An 18,315-nucleotide genomic window follows, 5' to 3' on the forward strand; every position below is an offset into this window, starting at 1 on the left:
GGTTGGCTGGAATTTAACGTGGTCTGCATGAAGTCACAAGCGTCAGGAGCAAGCGTCATGCAGGCAGTAGATTTCAACTCGGACATGGGCGAAGGTTTCGGCCCATGGACCATCGGCGATGGCGTCGACAATGAGCTGATGGGCTTCATCAGCACCGCCAACATCGCCACCGGTTTCCATGCCGGCGATCCCGGCACCATGCGCCGCACCGTCGAGCAGGCCAAGCGCCTGGGCGTGGCCATCGGCGCGCATCCGGGGTTTCGCGACCTGGTCGGCTTCGGCCGCCGGCACATCAATGCACCGGCCCAGGAGCTGGTGGACGACATGCTGTATCAGTTGGGGGCGCTGCGTGAACTCGCCCGGGTTCAAGGCGTGGCCCTGCAACACATCAAGCCCCACGGTGCGCTGTACATGCACCTGGCCCGGGACGAGGAAGCCGCGCGTTTGCTGGTGGAAAACCTGCAGCGCCTGGAACCTGAACTGCTGTTGTATTGCATGCCCAACTCCGTGATCTGGCGCGTCGCCAAGGAACTTGGCCAACCGGTGATCCGTGAGTTCTACGCCGACCGCGAATACGACCTCAGCGGTTCCATCGTCTTTACCCGCAACGTGCGTGCCTACGATCCGGCCCAGGTCGCGGCGCGGGTGCTGCGTGCCTGTCAGGAAGGCGTGGTGCGCACCGTCGAAGGCGAAGACCTGGCGATCGAATTTGATTCCATCTGTTTGCACAGCGATACACCGGGTGCCCTGGCGTTGGTCGAAGCCACGCGTAAAGCGCTCGATGACGCGGGAATCAAGGTTCGCGCACCGCGCTGATCAGAACGAAACACCCGGCACAGAGACGCCAGGGTTTGCACACGATTCATCTTTTTTGCCTGCCTTTCTACAACTATTCCAAGAGGAACAGACATGGCCGAACACACCATCATTACCCCGTTGCCCGGGACCTTCTATCGCAAAGCCACACCGGAATCGGCGAACTACGTCGAGGAGGGCGCAGAAGTCAGCGCCGACACCGTCATCGGCCTGATCGAAGTCATGAAGCAGTTTTCCGAACTGACCGCCGGGACGGCCGGTCGCCTGAGTGCGTTTGTGGTGGAAGACGGTGATCCGGTGGAGCCGGGTCAGGTCATCGCAACACTCGACGGCCATTGAGGGTAGGGCACGATCATGACCCAAGCTATTCGTAAATTACTGATCGCCAACCGTGGCGAAATTGCCGTGCGGATCATCCGTGCCGCCAAAGCACTGGGAATCCCCACCGTTGCGGCATGCAGTGAGGCGGACGTCGACTCCCAGGCCGCGCGCATGGCCGACGAGGTTCACATCCTCGGCCCGGCCCGCGCCGATAAAAGCTATCTGAACGTCGAGGCATTGCTCGGCGCCTTGAAAGCCACGGGTGCCAATGCGATCCACCCCGGTTACGGCTTTCTGTCGGAGAACGCGGATTTTGCCGAAGCGGTCCTCGCCGCCGGTGCTATTTTCGTCGGGCCGAGCCCCGAGACGATCCGGCGCATGGGCGACAAGGCCGAAGCCCGGCGCACTGCGCAAGCGGCCGGTGTGCCAGTGGTGCCCGGTTCCCCCGGTGAGCTGTTCGACGTCGAGTCGGCACTCAAGGCGGCCGAGTCCGTTGGCTTTCCGCTGCTGATCAAGGCTTCGGCCGGTGGCGGTGGGCGTGGCATTCGTCTGGCGCAAAACGCACAACAACTGAGCGAAGAGTTCCCCCGTTCCCAGCGCGAAGCCCAGGCAGCATTCGGCAATGGCGCGGTGTACCTGGAGCGGTTCATCGGCAAGGCCCGGCACATCGAAGTGCAGGTGTTGGGCGACGGTAAGCACGCGGTGCATTTGTTTGAGCGCGAGTGCTCGCTGCAACGTCGTCGGCAGAAAATCTTTGAAGAGGCGCCGTCGCCGGTTCTCAACCCGCAACAGCGCGAAACGCTGTGCGCCAGTGCCGTACGCTTGACCGAAGCCCTGGGCTACAAGGGCGCCGGCACCCTGGAATATCTGTACGACGACGCCACCGGCGAGTTTTTCTTTATCGAGATGAACACGCGGATTCAGGTGGAGCACCCGGTCAGCGAATTGATCACCGGCATCGACCTGGTGCAGGCCATGCTGCGCATTGCCGGTGGCGAGCCGTTGGGCTTGCAGCAAAGCGATATCCAGCTCAATGGCGCCGCGTTGCAGATGCGCCTGAATGCCGAAGACCCGGCGCGGGATTTCTTCCCGAGTCCCGGTCTGGTTGAATCGCTGGTCTGGCCGCAAGGCGAGGGCGTGCGGGTCGATACTCATCTGTATCAAGGCTACCGCGTGCCGCCTTACTATGACTCGTTGCTGGCCAAGCTGATTGTTCACGGTCGGGATCGCGACGAAGCCTTGGCCCGTGCGCGCCTTGCAGTGGAGCAGACCACGCTCACCGGCATGGCGAGCACTCTGTCGTTGCACGCTGAACTGCTGGAGCAACCCTGGCTGCACAGCGCCGACTTCCACACCGGCACCCTGGAAACCTGGCTGGCTGCGCGCCGCAGCGGAGGTGAAGCATGAGCAATCCAATCCGCTACAGCTTTGGCGCCGATGAGCATCTGTTTGCCGAAGTCAGCGACAGCATGTCCCTTGAAGCGTTCTTCAAGGGCATGGCCGTGACCCGTGCGGTGGAGCGACTGGCACTGGATGGCGTACTCGATGTGTGCCTGGCCAATGCCTCGTTCCAGATCCGTTTCGACCCGGACCGCATCGCGCCTTCCGACCTGCTCGAAGCGGTGAAAGGCGCAGAAGCCGAGGCGGTTGCCGAGCGCACCTTGCAGACCCGGATCATCGAAATTCCGGTGCTGTACAACGATCCCTGGACCCATGAAACCCTGATGCGTTTTCGCGACCGCCATCAGGATCCGAGCGCCACGGACCTGGAATACGCCGCACGGATCAACGGCCTGGCCGACGTCGAGGCGTTCATCGCCGCCCACAGTGGCGCGCCGTGGTTTGTCTCGATGGTGGGCTTCGTTGCCGGCCTGCCGTTTATGTTCCAGATGGTCGAGCGCGAGCGTCAGTTGCAGGTGCCCAAGTACCTGCGACCGCGCACTGACACGCCTAAATTGACCCTCGGTCACGGCGGTTGCTTCGGCTGCATCTACTCGGTGCGCGGTGCCGGTGGTTATCAGATGTTCGGCGTCACGCCGGCGCCGATCTACGACCCGCAGCAAAACCTGGCGTACCTGAAAGAGCACATGGTGTTCTTCCGTCCGGGGGACATCGTGCAGTTCAAGCCGATGGACCGGGAGGCCTATGACCAGGCCGTGGCCGAGGTCGAAGCCGGGCGCTTCGATCTGCGGATTCGTCCGGTGGAATTCTCGCTGGATGCGTTTCTCGCCGACCCGATCGGCTATCCCAAGTCGCTGCAGGAGGTGCTGGCATGATCAAGGTACTCAAACCCGGTCTCGCCACCTCGGTACAGGACCTGGGCCGCGAAGGGTATTACCACCTGGGCATTCCGCCTTCCGGCGCACTGGATCAGTACGCCCTGAGCGCGGCCAATCAACTGGTGGGCAACCCGGCCAATTCGGCGGCGCTGGAATGCACGTTGCTGGGGCCGGAACTGGAGTTCCGGCAAGACGCGCTGGTGGCGGTGTGCGGTGCGCACATGACGCCAAAGGTCGATGGCGTGGACATGCACCTGGACACCGCTTTCGAGGTGAAGGCCGGGCAAGTGCTGCGTTTTGATTTCCCCAAGGCCGGTGCCCGCGCTTACCTGGCGGTGGCCGGCGGCATTGATGTGCCGGTGGTGCTCGGCAGTCGTTCCACCTATGCCCTGGGCGCACTCGGTGGTTTTCAGGGCCGTCGCCTGATTGCCGGGGACGAATTGCCGGTGGGCATCGCCAGCGGCAAGGGCCGCGCCGGGGCCAGCCTGCCCATGGCGTTGCGCCAATCCCTGGGGGGTGAAATCACCCTGCGCGTGGTGCCGGGGCTGTACTACGACCGCTTGACCCCAGCGGCGGCGGACAGCTTTTTCGCCGAGGCCTGGACCGTCGGCTCGGAGGCGGACCGCATCGGTTATCGCTTCAAGGGCGGCAGCCCGCTGAGCTTTCAGCCCCGTGAGCAGCCGTTCGGTGCCGGTTCCGATCCGTCGAACATCGTCGACAGTTGCTACCCGATCGGCTCGATCCAGGTGCCCGCCGGGCTCGAACCCATCGTGCTGCACCGCGATGCGGTATCCGGTGGCGGCTACGCGATGATCGGCACGGTGATCAGCGCCGACCTCGACCTGATCGGCCAGATGCAACCCAACCAGAAAGCCCGTTTCGTGGCGGTGACCCTCGAAGAAGCGCTGGAAGCGCGACGTTCCTATAAGAAAAAACTCAGCTGCTTGAGCAAGCTGTTCCCTTCCTGATGCTGCCCGTCGCTCTGCGCGGGTAAAGCCAAACGGTGAGCCAACGCCGCACTTCGGTGCGGTGACGGCTGCCCGCGCTTCAACCTTTGACTGGTTCTGGAGTGCACGCACATGGCTGCTTTATCGCAATCGAGTCAAACCGGGCAAGACCCGGCCAATCATCCCGTTCCAACCGGCGCGCGCATGGGCCGACTGTCGCTGACCATGGCCTGGTGGGCGGTGTGCAGCGCGATGTTCTACATCGTGGTCGGCGCTTCCCTGGCGTTGTCCTATGGCGCGCGCAATGCGCTGATCGGGATGGTGCTATCGGTGATCAGCTACGGGCTGGTCAACACCGTGCTCAGTCGCTTTGCGATCCGCAGCGGCTTGTCGGTCGCGTTGTTTTCACGGCTGTTGTTCGGCAGCACCGGCGCCTGCCTGGCGACCTTGATCTTCTTCTCGACGGCGATCTACTACGCCGTGTTCGAAGGCTCGGTAATCGCCGTGGCGCTCAATCACCTGTACCCGGAACTGGTCTATCCGCTGGCCGCATTGCTGGTGGTGCTGTACAGCGTGCCGATGATCCTGGGCAGCGTGCAGCACTGGCTGGACAAGCTCAACGGCGTGTTGCTGCCGGTGTATCTGGGTGGCTTGCTGGTGGCGGTGGGGCTGTCGATCAGCCGTTACGGCTACCAGCCGCAATGGCTGGATTTCGGCCCGGCAACCCCCAGCGCCTTCGGCTGGTGGGACTGCTTCGTCGCCTACATGGGCGTGTGGATCCTGATGCTGTTCACTTTCGACTACGCCCGTTTCGGCAAGATCGAGGACGCCGAATATCACGGCCGCTGGAACTTCGGCATGCCGTTCTACGCGGTGACGTTTTTGCTCAACGGCGCGGCGGGCATCTACCTGGTCAGCAGTATTCCCCACGAAGGCGCGCTCAACGAAGTGTCGGTGGTGATGGCGATCCTGCAGTTGATGGGGCTGTGGGGCCTGTTGTTTGTATGGGCCACGCAAACCCGGATCAACACCGCCAATTACTACCTGGCGACCTTGAACATGCAGGCGTTCTTCGCTCGTTTCGGTCTGCGGGGTTCGTACCTGATGTGGGCGCTGGCGGTCGGTGTGATCGTCTACGGCCTGATGCTGGCGGATGTGTTTGCGTACTTGCTCAAGGCGTTGGCCTATCAGGGCATTTTCGTGGTGGCCTGGGTCGGCGTGGCCTTGGCGCAGATCGTTTACGGGCGCTATGACGCAGCGGCGCTGGAGCGTGTGGCCGCGTTCAATCCAGTGGGCCTGACCGCGTGGTTTGGTGCGACGGCGTTGGGGCTGGCATTGATGTTTTCCGCAGGCGCAGCGAGTAGCTTTTCCGCGCCCGCAACGGTGATCGTCGCCTTTGCCTTGCAGGCCGGTTTGTCCCATCGCAGCCGGTTGCAGGTCCGGTTGGCGGACTAAAACCTGTAGGAGCGAAGCTTGCTCGCGAAGGCGGCCTGACAGATGTACCGGACCCACTGTGGGAGCGAGCCTGCTCGCGAAGAGGACGTACCATTCAACATCCAGGTTGAATGACACACCGCCTTCGCGAGCAGGCTCGCTCCCACAATGTGATTTTCAGTGAACGCTTGCATCGGTTGCTCGGCCCCGGAGCCTCCGCTTCAGGTCGTCACTTTTCCTTCCGGGCCCGGGCACCCGTCAGGCGAAAACATCGGCAGGCGCTTGAGCATCCAGTTGAGCAACTCCTGAGCCGGGGCCGCCAGCGGTCGACCGGACTTCACCAGCAGTTTCGCCTCAACCCCCTGAAACAGCGGATGTTCCACCGCAATGGCGGCCAGGCTGCCCTGGGCGATTTCTCTGTAGGCGGCGAATTCTCCGAGCAACGAGGCGAAGTCCCCGGCGGCCACCAGACGCTTGAGTGCTGCCAGGGAGTTGCTGACCAGCACCGGGCGGATCTCGATCTTTTCCGCGTACTCAAGCATCTCTATCGCCTGGCCGATGCCGAAGGTGGTGGGCGTCAACACCAACGGGCAGTCGAGAATGTCCGCGACCGTCGCCGGCCCCCCTCGCAAGGCCAGCGGGTGATCGGGGCGAACCAGCAGCATCACCGGCTGCGATGAGGTTGCGCGAAAATCGATGTGCGCATGCAGGGGCGGGTTGTAGGCAAGGCCGATGTGCGCACGGTTTTCGGCGACTTCGTGGAGTACGTCGACGACCGGCAGCGTGTCCAGCGTGACGTTGAGTTTCGGGTATTGCTTGCAGAAGGGCGCGAGTACGTTGTCAACCAACGCATCGACATAACCCTCGCTGATGACCACCCGCACATGGCCTTGCTGCAGGCCCTTGATCGCTTGCAACTGGTCTTCGAGCTTCTCCTGATGGGATCGATAACCGCGCCAGAACTCCAGCAAGTGCGCGGCCGCTTCGGTCGGTTGCACACCCCGCGCCTGGCGTTCGAACAGTGTCGCCCCCAGTTCCTCTTCCAGCAGCTTGATCTGGCGCGTAATCACCGATGGCGACGTGTTGATGCTGTCTGCCGCGCCACGAATCGAGCCGTGGACCAGCACTTCGTGGAAATACCTCAGGCGTTGTTGGTTTATTTCGCGCATGGCTGACGTCTCTCCGTTGTTTCAGCGTTGCTCGTAGGGCAACGATACGCGAACTTAGTTGCTCTTGCTGGGCTTTGGCTGTGGGGGCAACATCCCTGGCACGACCGTAGATCAACAAGAAGAACCGGAGACGTGCATGTCAACCCTCGACACCTCGGCAAGAAGCAAGGCCCTTGCGGCCCTGTACCGCAAGCTCAATTGGCGGCTGCTGCCGCTGCTGTTCATCTGCTATGTGTTTGCGTATCTGGATCGGATCAATGTCGGTTTTGCCAAACTGCAGATGCAGAGTGATCTGGGGCTTTCCGACGCGGCTTATGGCGCGGGCGCGGGCATCTTCTTTCTGGGGTATGTGTTGTTTGAGCTGCCGAGCAACCTGATGCTGCCACGGGTTGGCGCACGCAAGACCTTCAGCCGCATCCTGGTGTTATGGGGCATCACCTCGGCGTGCATGCTCTTTGTACGCGACGTGCCGACGTTCTACGTGATGCGGTTTCTGCTGGGTGTGTTCGAAGCCGGTTTTGCCCCGGGCATGATCTATTACCTGTCGTGCTGGTACGGCCCGACACGGATGGCCCGCGCCATTGCCATCGTCTTTATCGCCGGCCCCGTAGGCGGCATTATCGGTGGCCCGCTGTCCGCGTGGCTGATCACCACGTTGGCCGGTGTGGGCGGCATGACCGGCTGGCAGTGGATGTTTCTGCTTGAAGGCCTGCCTTGCGTGTTCCTCGGCATCCTTACGTACTTCGTGCTTGCCAATCGACCCTCGGAGGCCAGTTGGCTGAGTGTCGAGGAAAAGCATCTGCTGGAGGCTGAACTGGGGACATCGACGAGCCAGGTCCATTCGTTCCGGGCCGTGTTGCGCGACCCGAAAACCTACATCCTGGCGTCGGCCTACTTCTGCATCATCTTCTCGATCTACGCCATGAGCTTCTGGCTGCCAGCCATTCTCAAGGCCCAAGGAGTCAATGACACCCTGCAGCTGGGTTGGTACGCCGCCATTCCCTACGTAGGCGCCGCCATTGGCATGTACCTGATTGGACGCCGCTCCGACCGGCTCGGTGAGCGCCGCTACCACTGCGCGGTACCGGCGGGCATCGCCGCCTTGTGCCTGCTGATGTTCCCTTTTGCCGAGGGACATGTTCTGGTGTCGCTGGCGCTGCTGACCGGGGCGACCGCTACGATTTTCATGGCGTATACCGTGTTCTGGGCCATGCCCTCGGAACACATCAAGGGTGAGGCGGCGGCGGGAGGCATTGCCTTCATCAACACCATCGGCCTGTGCGGTGGCTTCTGGGGGCCGGCGGTCATTGGTTGGGCAAAAACCGCTACCGGAAACATGAACCTCGGCATCGTAGTCGTCGGCTGCGCCTCCCTGTGCGCGGTGCTTATCATCACGCTCAACAGATCACTCTCGACTGAACACGTCGCGCCTCAATACAGTGCAGGCTGATCAGTCACTTTGAACCCTGAAATTGAATCGTCGCGTTCCGCAAGGAACCATCCAAAGGAGAGCACTTCCATGCTTCTACACCTGTCGACCTGGGCCGAGATCGGCCAGTTTCTTGAACGCAGCCGCACCATCGTGATTCCCATCGGTTCGAATGAACAACACGGCCCGACCGGCCTGTTGGGCACTGACTGGATGTGTCCACAAATCATTGCCCACGAAGCTCAGAGCAGGGCCGACATCCTGATCGCGCCGACCTTCAACATCGGCATGGCGCAACACCATCTCGGGTTCCCGGGCACCATTTCACTGCGCCCTTCAACGTTCATCGCCGCCATTGGCGACTGGGTGCGATCGCTGGCCGCGCACGGCTTTGAGAAGATCCTGTTTCTCAATGGCCACGGTGGCAACGTTGCATCGATTGAGGCGGCATTCTCGGAGCTTTACGCCGAAGCGAGTTTCGCCCGACGCCCAGCGGGGTTCGCGCTGAAGTTGTGCAACTGGTGGGATCTGGAAGGGGTCAATGACCTTGCCAAGGAACAGTTCCCGACGGGGCACGGTGTGCATGCAACGCCTTCGGAAATCGCCGTCACCCAGTGGGCCTATCCTGACTCGATCAAGTCGGCGGGCTATTCGCCGCAGATCGCTAACTGGGGCCCCATCCGCGAAGCCCGGGATTTCCGCGCACGCCATCCGGACGGGCGCATGGGCTCGGACCCGGCGCAGGCGACAGCGGAAAAAGGCCGGGCACTGGTGATGTTGGCCGCCGAGGGGCTGGTGAAGGAAGTGGAGGCATTCAACCGGGAATCGATGCCGGGCTGATGGCTTGATCAGATCATCCGGACCCATTGCGAGCGCCCGTCCCTGGGCGCTCTCTGTCAGTCAGCGCTCAAAGCCAGGCTTTGACTTGCGCGCAGACCGCCTGGGTCGAGATGCCATAGCGGTCATGCAGCGTTGGCAAGGCCCCAGCATCGAGGAACGCATCGGGCAATGCGATCTGCCGGAAGGTCGGCGTCACTCCGTTGCGCAGCAGCACACTGGCGACCGCTTCGCCCAGACCACCGATGATGGAGCTGTTTTCTGCGGTGACCACCAGGCGACCCGGTTTGCGGGCTTCAGCCAGAATGGTTTGCTCGTCCAGGGGTTTGATCGTCGGCACGTGCAACACGGCGACATCAACCCCATCCGCTTGCAACTCTTTCGCCGCCTCCAGGGCGCGCATGGTCATCAAACCGGTGGAGATGATCAGCACATCGTTACCGGTACGCAGGGTCTTGGCTTTGCCGATCTCGAATTGGTAGCCGTATTCGTCCAGCACCAGCGGCACATTGCCGCGCAGCAAACGCATGTACACCGGCCCGTTATGGGCTGCAATGGCGGGCACCGCCTGTTCGATTTCCAGCGCATCGCACGGATCGACGATCATCAGGTTGGGCATGGCGCGAAAGATCGCCAGGTCGTCCGTGGCCTGGTGGCTGGGGCCGTAGCCGGTGGTGAGGCCGGGCAAGCCGCAGACGATCTTGACGTTGAGGTTTTCCTCGGCAATCGCCATGCAGATGAAGTCATAGGCGCGGCGCGAAGCGAATACGGCATAGGTGGTGGCGAAGGGCACGAAGCCTTCCCGGGCCATGCCCGCTGCCGCACTCATCAGCAGTTGCTCGGCCATGCCCATTTGATAGAAACGATCCGGATGGGCCTTGGCGAAGATGTGCAGGTCGGTGTACTTGGACAGGTCGGCGGACAGGCCGACGATGTCCGGGCGTTGATCCGCCAATGCGGCCAACGCATGGCCGAACGGTGCGGATTTCGCGGCCTGGCCCTCAGAGGCGATTGAGGCAATCATCGCCGAAGTCGTCAGGCGTTTTTTGGCAGGCGTAACCGTGGAAGTCGGCGTGTGGGCTGCGTTGCTCATTGGTTGTTTCCTTCTTCAAGGTTGCTGAGTGCCAGATCCCATTCGTGTTCTTCGACGCGGATGAAGTGGGTTTTTTCGCGGGTTTCGAGGAAGGGCACGCCTTTGCCCATTTTGGTGTCGCAAATGATCACCCGTGGTTGAGTGCCGGGATGGTTGCGTGCGGCATCGAACGCGGTGACCAGAGCTTCCAGATCGTTGCCATCGACGCGTTGGGTGAACCAGCCGAAGGCCTGCCAACGATCGACGATGGGTTCGAACGAAAGAATTTCACTGGAATGGCCATCGGCTTGCTGGTTGTTGACGTCGACAATGGCGATCAGGTTGTCGAGCTTCCAGTGCGACGCCGACATCACCGCTTCCCAGGTCGAGCCCTCATTCAGCTCGCCGTCCGACAACAGGTTGTAGACGAAGGCGGGTGAGCCTTTGCGCTTGAGTCCCAGGCAGGCTCCGACGGCGATGCCCAGACCCTGGCCGAGCGAACCACCGGTGATCTCCATGCCCGGGGTGTAGGCGGCCATGCCCGACATCGGCAGGCGGCTGTCGTCCGCGCCGTAGGTTTCCAATTCGTCCAACGGGATGATTTCGGCTTCGATCAAGGCTGCGTACAGGGCAATGGCGTAGTGACCGATCGACAGATAGAAGCGGTCGCGTCCTTCCCATTCCGGGTCTTCGGGCCGATAGCTCAGGGCGTGAAAGTAAGACACAGCCAGCAGGTCGGCGGCGCCGAGGGCCTGGCCGACGTAGCCTTGCCCCTGAACCTGGCCCATGCGCAAGGCATGGCGGCGAATGTTATGAGCGCGTTGCGCCAGCGTCGTAGATGACGTGAATGCAGGATGAGCAGTCATGGTGAAACTCCAATGAATCAACGATTGACCGAGGCGGCGGGGATGCGCAGTACCAACGTGGCACCGAACAGCAGTACGCCGGTGATCAGATACATGCCGATGGCGCTGGAACCGGTCTGTGTGGTGACCCAGCCGATCAGGTAAGGCGAACAGAAGCCGGCGAGGTTGGCGAAGCTGTTGACCGCCGCGATGCCGGCGGCGGCAGACACCCCACCCAGCAACGTGGTGGGCAACATCCAGAACATCGACGTCGCGGACAGGATTCCGGAAGCGGCCAGGCAAAGACTGAGAATGGAGAGCAGTACATTTCCACCCATCAGGGCAGCCAGGCTCAACCCGAAAGCACCCGCGATCATCGGTACGATGAGGTGCCAGCGACGCTCACGATGTTTGTCACCGCTGCGTCCGGCATACAGCATGGCCACAATCGCGCAGAGATAGGGCAGGCTGGACAGGAAGCCGATGTGCAGCGGATCGGAAACCCCCGCGTTACGCACCAGGGTCGGCAGCCAGAAGGTGATTGCGTACTGCCCCATCACCACGCAGAAGTAGATGCCGGCCAGCAACCACAGACGCCGGTCACGGATGAATTCGCCTACCGAGGCATGAGTCACTTTCTGCTGGTCGTCCTCGGCCAGCTCACGGCTGATCAAGGCTTTTTCGTCCTCGTCGAGCCAGGTGGCCTGATGCACGCCGTCCTTCAGATAACTCAGCACCAGCAGGCCGATAACCACCGTCGGCACCGCCTCCAGGACGAACATCCATTGCCAGCCGGCCCAGCCGTGCATGCCGGCGAAGTGGTTCATGATCCAGCCCGAGAGCGGGCCACCGACCATGCCCGACAGCGGAATGGCGATGAACCACAATACGGTCATGCGCGCACGCCGGTAGGACGGAAACCAGTAGGTCAGATACAGCAACAGCCCCGGTGCCAGGCCGGCTTCGGCAACCCCGAGCAGAAAGCGCAGCGCGTAGAACTGCCAGGCGGTTTCGACGAAGGCGAACAGGGCGGAGACGATGCCCCAGGTGATCATGATGCGGGCGATCCACACACGTGCACCGACCCTGTGCAGGATGATGTTGCTGGGGACTTCGCAGAGGAAGTAGCCGATGAAGAACATGCCGGCGCCCAGTCCGTAGACGGTTTCGCTGAGCGCCAGGTCGTTCATCATTTGCAGCTTGGCAAAGCCGACGTTGACCCGATCCAGGTAGGCGCACAGGTAGCACAGCATCAAAAAGGGCATCAGGCGCCACGCGGTCTTGCGGTAGGCGTTGGAGCGCACGGTCGAAACCGCTTCGAGCGACAGGGTAGTCATGATGGTCTGATCTCTTGTTTTTATTGACCGCCAGGCGATGAGGCCCGGCTGTGTCGTCGATCCAGATCCGCACGGGCCGCCAGGCCCGTCAGGTGTCATCAGTGAATCAGCATGCCGCCGTTCACATCCAGGGTGATGCCGGTCAGGTAAGAGGATAGGTCGCTGGCCAGGAACAGGGCCGCGTTGGCCACATCCTGCGCCTCGCCTAGACGACCCAGCGGGATGCCGTCGATGATGGCGTGACGGCGTTCGTCCTGCATCAGGCCACCGGTGATATCGGTATGGATCAGGCCGGGGGCGATGGAGTTCACGCGGACCTTGTCCGGCCCCAGTTCCCGGGCCATGGCTTTGGCCAGACCCAGCACGCCGGCCTTGGCCGCGCTGTAATGAGGGCCACCGAAAATGCCGCCACCGCGTTGAGCGGAAACGGAGGACATGCACACGATGCTGCCGGATGACTGCTCACGCATGACCGGAATCACCGCCTGGGACATCAGCAAAGTGCCACGCAGGCTGACATCCAGCACCTTGTCGTAATCCGAAGGGCGGATGTCCAGGGTCTTGAGGGGTTGGGTGATGCCGGCGTTGTTGACGAGAATGTCGATGCGACCGAAGTGCTCGATGATTTTCGCGACAGCTTGCTGAACCTGGGATTCGTCTGCGACGTTGGCCGCGAGACCGAGATGGCCTTCACCCAGGGTCGCAGCGGCATCGCGTGCAGCGGATTCATCCAGATCGAGGATCACCACACGGGCGCCGTGTTGCGCGAAGGTGGTCGCGGTAGCGCGGCCAATGCCCCGTGCGGAAGCTGCACCGGTGATGATCGCGACTTTGCCTTGAAGAAGCATGGAGGAGTACCTCTGAGATTGTTTTTATGGGTTCGACTCAAATCGAATCGATGACTCAGCTTGTTCTCCACACCGACCCTGAGCAATAACGCGAACTTCACTGGATGCTGAAAAAAATTCAGCACTCGCCAACGGCCTGTCCGGATGCTTGAATGGCTTAACCCCCGTTTCATGCCACTTGCAGCGGAACAACAATCATCATGGGTTCAAATGACGACGCACCTGCAACACTGCCACCGCTGAAAGCCATTCAGGCCTTCGAGCAGACCGCCCGCTTCGGCAATGTCGCGCGCGCCGCCGAATTGCTCGACCTGACCCCCTCGGCAGTCAGTCACCAGTTGGCCAAGCTGGAGGCGATGATCGGGCGACAGTTGTTTTTCCGAACGGCCCGAGGCGTGACCTTGACGCCGGTCGGCGAGCAGTACCTGACGGAGGTTTCCGGCATCCTGCACAGCCTCGCCGTGGCCACCGAACGCGCCTCCAGCGATGTCAGTCTCGATTGCCTGCGCCTGCACTCATCGCCCAGTTTCGGGCTGCTGTGGTTGATGCCGCGCCTGGAGCAGTTTCGCGAGAGTCACCCGGATATCCAGCTCAATCTCTCGTGCTCTTATGAGTCGCTGCACTTCAGTCGCGACAAGATCGATGTCGACATCCGCCATGGCATGCCCAATTGGCCCAGCTATGAAGTACGGACGATTCGCAATGAGCAGATCGCAGTCATGGCCTCGCCGAAACTGCTGGAGAAGCGCCCGATCCGCACGGTCACGGATTTGCTGGACAACAACCTGATCCTGTCGGAAGCCACATTGATCAAGTGGCCGCAGTTGTTTGCCCAACATGGCGTGTCACGCCCCGAAAAGCCCTACACCCTCAGCTTCGATCGTTCCTACATGACGCTGGAGGCCGCCAGTCACGGGCTCGGCTTTGCCCTCGAAAGCACGCTGCTGGCGCAGGACTATCTGGCACGCGGTGCGTTGGTCGAGGTGGCGCCCGAGTTGAGCGCGCCGATCACCGCCCACCACCTGGTGTTTCCCCGTGCCCATTCGAACTTCCCTCGGGTAAGGCGTTTCCTGGAGTGGATGCAGAAAGAGCTGGGGCATGATTTCAGTTACTGAGCCTTTGGCTTTAATTGATGATTCGCACAGTCGTACCTGCCGGTACTCTCGAAAAGAACTCTTCGATATCGTGGTTGTACATGCGAAAGCAACCATGACTGGTACGTGTGCCGATGCCGAATTTCTTGTTTGAACCATGGATAAGGTATGTCGACTGTCCCAAACGTATTTTATAGGGACCAAGTGGGTTGTCTGGCCCGGGGGGGACACGGCTCGGCAATGGATCCCCGTCCGCCGCATGTTCGGCACGAATGGAAGGGGTAGGAAACCACGAAGGGTTGGCGACTTTCTCGGTAATGCGAGTCGTGCCTGAAGGGGACGACCAGCCTTCACGGCCAATTCCTACCGGATAGGTGTAAACGTACCGGGTTCCGGCAGGAAAGTAGTACAGGCGAAGTTCAGCCAGGTTGATAACCACACCCGCCCTCGGACCCTCAGGCAAGGTGAATTGCGTAGGGATCTGAATGCTCGTACCGACCTTTGGCAACCAGGCATCCACACCGGGATTGGCATCCAGCATTTCTTGATACCCAAGATTGTAGCGCTCGGCCAAATCAGCAAAGGTGTCTTCAAAACGCGCGATAACGAATTGCTTGCTACCCACCACTGAACTTCCATCGGAAGGCAGTTCGTAGCGGGCAGCCATACTGGGCTGAACAATAAAACCGGCTATCAACGCTGACGCCAGCCGTAACTGATTGATTCTGGAGGGGGCCACTTTGGCGACGGGAAAAAACCGTACCGCTTTGATCATCGGGAAGCCTTGAATAGCTGGCGACTGGGTTCGTGAAGGGCACGATACTCAGTGATCGCTACTCAGAGGACAAACGCATAATCTTAATGGCATCTAGTTGAAAAACGAATCAATCGTGCCGTGCTGGAGGTGTCGAAATTGATCTGCTGCCAACCTTCAGCCACCAGGTAAACCAGAGTGTTATACGGAGCCCTTGGATTTATTGCTGCATCCTGTGCACGTATGAACTTCAATTTACCCGTCTAGTCTCTGTCACTTGCCTGATTACACTCTTCGGCAACACCAATCGAGGAGTGCAAGATGATCAACAACGTCAGGATTCATGATGTCGGCGGGCCCCAAGTCTTGAGTCTGGAGCAAACCACCACTCAGCCGCCGGGTGCCGGCGAAGTCTGGCTGGAACAGGTGGCGATCGGCGTCAACCCTCTGGATCTGAGTCAGCGATCCGGTGCGGTGCGTATGGCCTTGCCGTCTGCGCTCGGTCTTGAAGGCGCCGGGCGGGTGGCGGCGATTGGAGCGGGTGTCAGTGAAGTCGCGGTAGGTGACAGGGTTGCCTATGCCACAGGGCCGCTGGGTGCCTACGCCAGTGGGCGTCTCTATCCGGCCAACCGGCTGGTGCGGATTCCCGATGAACTGGGCTTCGCCGAAGCGGCTGCGGTGATGTTCAAAGGCATCACCGCCCAGTATCTGCTCAAGACCACGTATCCGGTGGGGCCTGGCACTCGGGTGTTGTTGTATGGGGCGGCGGGGGCGTTGGGGCAAATCATGGTGTCGTGGGCCAAGCACCTGGGGGCTTTCGTGATCGGTGTGGTGTCAAAAGCGCAAAGTATCGAGCGCGCCAGGGCGGCCGGTTGTGACGAAGTGCTGGTGTTCGATGCCACCACGCTGGCCGATCAGGTGGCGCAATTGACCCAAGGCGAAAAGGTCGATGTCGTCTATGATCCGATCGGCCGGGCGACCTTCGAGGCGTCCCTGGATAGCTTGCGCCCCCGTGGCCTGCTGGTGTCCTTTGGCATGGCCTCGGGTCCGGTGCCCGCGATGGAAATCAGCGTCTTGAATGCCAAGGGCTCGCTGTTCCTGACCCGGCCATCGCTCGCTGTCCACACCGCCACGGTGGATGAGTATCAAGCGCGTGCCAGAGAGGTGTTGCAGGCTTTCGCAGCGGGTATCATCCAGCCACGAATCTGGCGTCGCTATCCATTGGCCGATGTAGCGCTTGCGCATGCCGATCTGGAGAGTGGCCGCTCGCAAGGCGCGATCGTGCTGGAGACTTGAGTTGTTTGGCCCCGTGAGGTAGTTGCTTGCATGGATCTTTTCGATAGCCGCCAGGCGGATGAGCTTGCGACGCTGATGGCGTTGTCCGAGCATGGCTCATTCGCGGCGGCGGGACGGGTACTGCAACGCCACCCTTCAGTCCTTTCCAAACGACTGAACGCCCTTGAGCTGCGACTGGGTATCCGCCTGGTCGAACGCACCACACGGCAACTGCGCTTCACCGACGAGGGGGAGCGCCTGGTCACCCAGTTGCGTCATGCGGTCAACCTGATCAACCAGGCGGAACAGGATGCTGCGCAAGGTGCGGCCGTGGTCAGAGGCCGATTGCGGATAGCCTTGCCGGCGGCCATGGGACGGCTATGGCTCAGCGCCATGGTGTCGGAATTCGCACTGGCCTATCCCGAAATTTCACTGGAGGTCGAATACGCGGAGCGATTCGTGGACATCGTCGCCGAGGGCTTCGATGCGGCCATCCGCATCGGTGAGCTGGCCGACAGTCGGCTGGTGGCCAAAAAACTGAGTGACCACCGTCGAATCCTCTGCGCCACGCCAGGCTATCTGCATAGCAAGGGCACGCCGCGCACGCCGGCAGACCTCGCTGCTCACAACTGTCTGGGCTTCACCGGACTGCACGCCTGGCCGGAATGGAAACTGACGCGAGAGGGCGAGCAGAAGTCTGTCCGGGTGCGTGGGAGCATGGTCAGTAACGATAATGAAGCACTGCTGGTCGCCGCTCGATCCGGTCTGGGCATTCTCGCTGGCGGTGAGTGGTTGATGAAAAGGGAGATCGATTCCGGTGTTCTGCAGCGGGTGCTCCCGCAGTGGCAACTGGATGCCGAAGGGGGTGTGTATCTGGTGCGTCCATCGGCCAGGTACAGCACGGCGGCGACCGCTGCGTTCAAGCAGTGGATTGAAGAGCGGTTTTCCGTGGGCGCTCCCTGGGCGTAATTTCTCCTATCTACGAGTACCCGAGTTCGGTCAGGAGTCTTGCATGAAAGTCGGCGTGATCTCCGATACCCACGGTGTGCTCCGTGCCGAAGCCCTTGCCGCTCTGGCGGGTTGTGAACGGATCATCCACGCCGGCGACATCGGTAAACCGCAAATCCTCGATCAACTGGCCGCCATTGCCGTGCTGCATGTGGTGCGCGGGAACAATGATCTGCAGGCTGCATGGGCTGGGCATCTGGCCGACCACCAACGCTTCGACCTCAACGGATGGCCGACCCTGCTGGTTCATGACATGGCGGATGTCCCGGCGTTGCTGGAGACGGGCACCCGGCTGGTGATCACCGGCCATTCCCATAAGCCCTGCGTGGAATGGCGCGGCGAACGGCTCTACCTCAATCCGGGCAGCGCGGGTCCGCGGCGATTCAAATTGCCGGTGACACTGGCGCTGCTCGAAGTGCATGAACACACGATCGAGCCGCGCCTGGTTTCGCTGTTGGAATAAGCTTCCCGACGTCACTATCAGTTTCTGCACTCCGCCAACACCACTTGGCAGGTATCGGGCGTGCCGCCGGATCGGCCGGCATAGCGTATGCAATTGTTCAGGGACTTTTGCCGGGCGATGCTCAAGGTGACGCCCCACGCCAGGCCACCTTCGCCAACCGTGGGCAGGGCTTTTGCGTAGCAGTTGGAGCCTATGCTCGGGCTTGCATATTGAGGGGGAGGCTTGTCTGCGCATCCCGCCATCAGCGCCAGGTTGATCGCGAGCAACGAAGGCAGGACCCATGACGAGCATTGACGCGCTGTTATTCCGGTCATCCCGTTTCCCCCGGAGCAAGAGGCTGGAGACGTATTGCTGATCGTGTTCTGTTCAGATTAGTCGCTGTTGCGT

The 18,315-nt window shown here is 61.2% G+C and carries 18 protein-coding genes and 1 pseudogene; 12 read left to right on the top strand and 7 right to left on the bottom strand.

What is annotated here, in order from left to right:
• The first annotated feature begins 57 nt into the window (after positions 1-57).
• From CKW21_RS22440 to CKW21_RS22465, 6 genes are all read left to right on the top strand, one after another.
• Positions 58-816 (top strand): 5-oxoprolinase subunit PxpA, encoded by a 759-nt coding sequence (locus CKW21_RS22440; RefSeq protein WP_095196088.1) that lies wholly within the window; start codon positions 58-60, stop codon positions 814-816.
• A 93-nt stretch (positions 817-909) separates the two neighbouring features.
• Positions 910-1,155, top strand: a complete 246-nt coding sequence (locus CKW21_RS22445) for an acetyl-CoA carboxylase (RefSeq protein WP_095196089.1) — start codon at positions 910-912, stop codon at positions 1,153-1,155.
• A gap of 15 nt (positions 1,156-1,170) precedes the next feature.
• Positions 1,171-2,544 carry an acetyl-CoA carboxylase biotin carboxylase subunit gene (locus CKW21_RS22450; protein ID WP_095196090.1) on the top strand — a complete coding sequence of 458 codons (1,374 nt, stop codon included), beginning with the start codon at positions 1,171-1,173 and terminating at the stop codon, positions 2,542-2,544.
• On the top strand, positions 2,541-3,413 hold the full coding sequence (locus tag CKW21_RS22455) for an allophanate hydrolase subunit 1 (RefSeq protein ID WP_095196091.1): 873 nt from the start codon (positions 2,541-2,543) through the stop codon (positions 3,411-3,413). The genes CKW21_RS22450 and CKW21_RS22455 overlap by 4 nt, the downstream gene beginning before the upstream one ends.
• A complete protein-coding gene (locus CKW21_RS22460) occupies positions 3,410-4,384 on the top strand; it encodes a biotin-dependent carboxyltransferase family protein (protein WP_095196092.1) in 975 nt (324 codons plus the stop codon). The genes CKW21_RS22455 and CKW21_RS22460 overlap by 4 nt, the downstream gene beginning before the upstream one ends.
• A gap of 111 nt (positions 4,385-4,495) precedes the next feature.
• Positions 4,496-5,818, top strand: coding sequence for a cytosine permease (locus CKW21_RS22465; RefSeq protein ID WP_095196093.1), 1,323 nt, complete (start codon positions 4,496-4,498; stop codon positions 5,816-5,818).
• A gap of 200 nt (positions 5,819-6,018) precedes the next feature.
• Here CKW21_RS22465 and CKW21_RS22470 read toward each other — a convergent pair whose 3' ends face one another.
• Positions 6,019-6,966, bottom strand: coding sequence for a LysR family transcriptional regulator (locus CKW21_RS22470; protein ID WP_095196094.1), 948 nt, complete (start codon positions 6,964-6,966; stop codon positions 6,019-6,021).
• A 136-nt stretch (positions 6,967-7,102) separates the two neighbouring features.
• Here CKW21_RS22470 and CKW21_RS22475 point away from each other — a divergent pair, with 136 nt between their 5' ends.
• Both CKW21_RS22475 and CKW21_RS22480 read left to right on the top strand, forming a co-directional pair.
• Positions 7,103-8,416, top strand: coding sequence for an MFS transporter (locus CKW21_RS22475; protein WP_095196095.1), 1,314 nt, complete (start codon positions 7,103-7,105; stop codon positions 8,414-8,416).
• 69 nt (positions 8,417-8,485) lie between these two features.
• Positions 8,486-9,235 carry a creatininase family protein gene (locus tag CKW21_RS22480; protein WP_095196096.1) on the top strand — a complete coding sequence of 250 codons (750 nt, stop codon included), beginning with the start codon at positions 8,486-8,488 and terminating at the stop codon, positions 9,233-9,235.
• Between the two features lie 67 nt (positions 9,236-9,302).
• On the opposite strand, the gene CKW21_RS22485 is transcribed toward CKW21_RS22480, so the two are convergent.
• The 4 genes from CKW21_RS22485 to CKW21_RS22500 form a co-directional block, all read right to left on the bottom strand.
• Positions 9,303-10,325, bottom strand: a complete 1,023-nt coding sequence (locus tag CKW21_RS22485) for a transketolase family protein (RefSeq protein ID WP_095196097.1) — start codon at positions 10,323-10,325, stop codon at positions 9,303-9,305.
• The gene (locus CKW21_RS22490; protein WP_095196098.1) at positions 10,322-11,170 is read right to left on the bottom strand and encodes a transketolase; all 849 of its coding nucleotides are present in this window, start codon (positions 11,168-11,170) and stop codon (positions 10,322-10,324) included. Before CKW21_RS22490 ends, CKW21_RS22485 begins: the two co-directional genes overlap by 4 nt.
• A 17-nt stretch (positions 11,171-11,187) precedes the next feature.
• Positions 11,188-12,486 carry an MFS transporter gene (locus CKW21_RS22495; protein ID WP_095196099.1) on the bottom strand — a complete coding sequence of 433 codons (1,299 nt, stop codon included), beginning with the start codon at positions 12,484-12,486 and terminating at the stop codon, positions 11,188-11,190.
• 98 nt (positions 12,487-12,584) lie between these two features.
• Entirely contained in the window at positions 12,585-13,334 is a 750-nt protein-coding gene (locus CKW21_RS22500) for an SDR family NAD(P)-dependent oxidoreductase (protein WP_095196100.1), read from the bottom strand.
• Between the two features lie 200 nt (positions 13,335-13,534).
• Here CKW21_RS22500 and CKW21_RS22505 point away from each other — a divergent pair, with 200 nt between their 5' ends.
• Entirely contained in the window at positions 13,535-14,449 is a 915-nt protein-coding gene (locus CKW21_RS22505) for a LysR substrate-binding domain-containing protein (protein WP_095196101.1), read from the top strand.
• Between the two features lie 13 nt (positions 14,450-14,462).
• Here the strand turns inward: CKW21_RS22505 and CKW21_RS22510 are convergent.
• Positions 14,463-15,203, bottom strand: a pseudogene (locus CKW21_RS22510) (L,D-transpeptidase family protein); the annotation flags it as partial.
• Positions 15,204-15,503: 300 nt separating this feature from the next.
• Between CKW21_RS22510 and CKW21_RS22515 the strand changes: the two are divergent.
• The 3 genes from CKW21_RS22515 to CKW21_RS22525 are packed head-to-tail and all read left to right on the top strand — an operon-like array spanning position 15,504 to position 17,928.
• Complete coding sequence (locus CKW21_RS22515) at positions 15,504-16,478, top strand: quinone oxidoreductase (RefSeq protein ID WP_095196102.1); 975 nt, start codon at positions 15,504-15,506, stop codon at positions 16,476-16,478.
• Between the two features lie 30 nt (positions 16,479-16,508).
• Positions 16,509-17,426, top strand: coding sequence for a LysR family transcriptional regulator (locus CKW21_RS22520; RefSeq protein ID WP_095196103.1), 918 nt, complete (start codon positions 16,509-16,511; stop codon positions 17,424-17,426).
• Between the two features lie 43 nt (positions 17,427-17,469).
• Positions 17,470-17,928 (top strand): metallophosphoesterase family protein, encoded by a 459-nt coding sequence (locus CKW21_RS22525; protein ID WP_095196104.1) that lies wholly within the window; start codon positions 17,470-17,472, stop codon positions 17,926-17,928.
• Positions 17,929-17,945: 17 nt separating this feature from the next.
• Here CKW21_RS22525 and CKW21_RS22530 read toward each other — a convergent pair whose 3' ends face one another.
• Positions 17,946-18,242 carry a hypothetical protein gene (locus CKW21_RS22530; RefSeq protein ID WP_095196105.1) on the bottom strand — a complete coding sequence of 99 codons (297 nt, stop codon included), beginning with the start codon at positions 18,240-18,242 and terminating at the stop codon, positions 17,946-17,948.
• Positions 18,243-18,315 lie beyond the last annotated feature (73 nt).

Source organism: Pseudomonas sp. Irchel 3A7 (assembly GCF_900187565.1).
In the GTDB taxonomy this organism is placed as follows: domain Bacteria; phylum Pseudomonadota; class Gammaproteobacteria; order Pseudomonadales; family Pseudomonadaceae; genus Aquipseudomonas.

What these genes read in the sequence shown, in the direction of transcription:
- CKW21_RS22520 (WP_095196103.1), top strand. Translation starts at nt 16,509, where the DNA reads ATGGATCTTTTCGATAGCCGCCAGGCGGATGAGCTTGCGACGCTGATG.
- CKW21_RS22500 (WP_095196100.1), bottom strand. Translation starts at nt 13,334, where the DNA reads ATGCTTCTTCAAGGCAAAGTCGCGATCATCACCGGTGCAGCTTCCGCA.
- CKW21_RS22475 (WP_095196095.1), top strand. Translation starts at nt 7,103, where the DNA reads ATGTCAACCCTCGACACCTCGGCAAGAAGCAAGGCCCTTGCGGCCCTG.
- CKW21_RS22480 (WP_095196096.1), top strand. Translation starts at nt 8,486, where the DNA reads ATGCTTCTACACCTGTCGACCTGGGCCGAGATCGGCCAGTTTCTTGAA.
- CKW21_RS22460 (WP_095196092.1), top strand. Translation starts at nt 3,410, where the DNA reads ATGATCAAGGTACTCAAACCCGGTCTCGCCACCTCGGTACAGGACCTG.
- CKW21_RS22450 (WP_095196090.1), top strand. Translation starts at nt 1,171, where the DNA reads ATGACCCAAGCTATTCGTAAATTACTGATCGCCAACCGTGGCGAAATT.
- CKW21_RS22525 (WP_095196104.1), top strand. Translation starts at nt 17,470, where the DNA reads ATGAAAGTCGGCGTGATCTCCGATACCCACGGTGTGCTCCGTGCCGAA.
- CKW21_RS22495 (WP_095196099.1), bottom strand. Translation starts at nt 12,486, where the DNA reads ATGACTACCCTGTCGCTCGAAGCGGTTTCGACCGTGCGCTCCAACGCC.
- CKW21_RS22440 (WP_095196088.1), top strand. Translation starts at nt 58, where the DNA reads ATGCAGGCAGTAGATTTCAACTCGGACATGGGCGAAGGTTTCGGCCCA.
- CKW21_RS22490 (WP_095196098.1), bottom strand. Translation starts at nt 11,170, where the DNA reads ATGACTGCTCATCCTGCATTCACGTCATCTACGACGCTGGCGCAACGC.
- CKW21_RS22530 (WP_095196105.1), bottom strand. Translation starts at nt 18,242, where the DNA reads ATGACCGGAATAACAGCGCGTCAATGCTCGTCATGGGTCCTGCCTTCG.
- CKW21_RS22470 (WP_095196094.1), bottom strand. Translation starts at nt 6,966, where the DNA reads ATGCGCGAAATAAACCAACAACGCCTGAGGTATTTCCACGAAGTGCTG.
- CKW21_RS22465 (WP_095196093.1), top strand. Translation starts at nt 4,496, where the DNA reads ATGGCTGCTTTATCGCAATCGAGTCAAACCGGGCAAGACCCGGCCAAT.
- CKW21_RS22515 (WP_095196102.1), top strand. Translation starts at nt 15,504, where the DNA reads ATGATCAACAACGTCAGGATTCATGATGTCGGCGGGCCCCAAGTCTTG.
- CKW21_RS22505 (WP_095196101.1), top strand. Translation starts at nt 13,535, where the DNA reads ATGGGTTCAAATGACGACGCACCTGCAACACTGCCACCGCTGAAAGCC.
- CKW21_RS22445 (WP_095196089.1), top strand. Translation starts at nt 910, where the DNA reads ATGGCCGAACACACCATCATTACCCCGTTGCCCGGGACCTTCTATCGC.
- CKW21_RS22455 (WP_095196091.1), top strand. Translation starts at nt 2,541, where the DNA reads ATGAGCAATCCAATCCGCTACAGCTTTGGCGCCGATGAGCATCTGTTT.
- CKW21_RS22485 (WP_095196097.1), bottom strand. Translation starts at nt 10,325, where the DNA reads ATGAGCAACGCAGCCCACACGCCGACTTCCACGGTTACGCCTGCCAAA.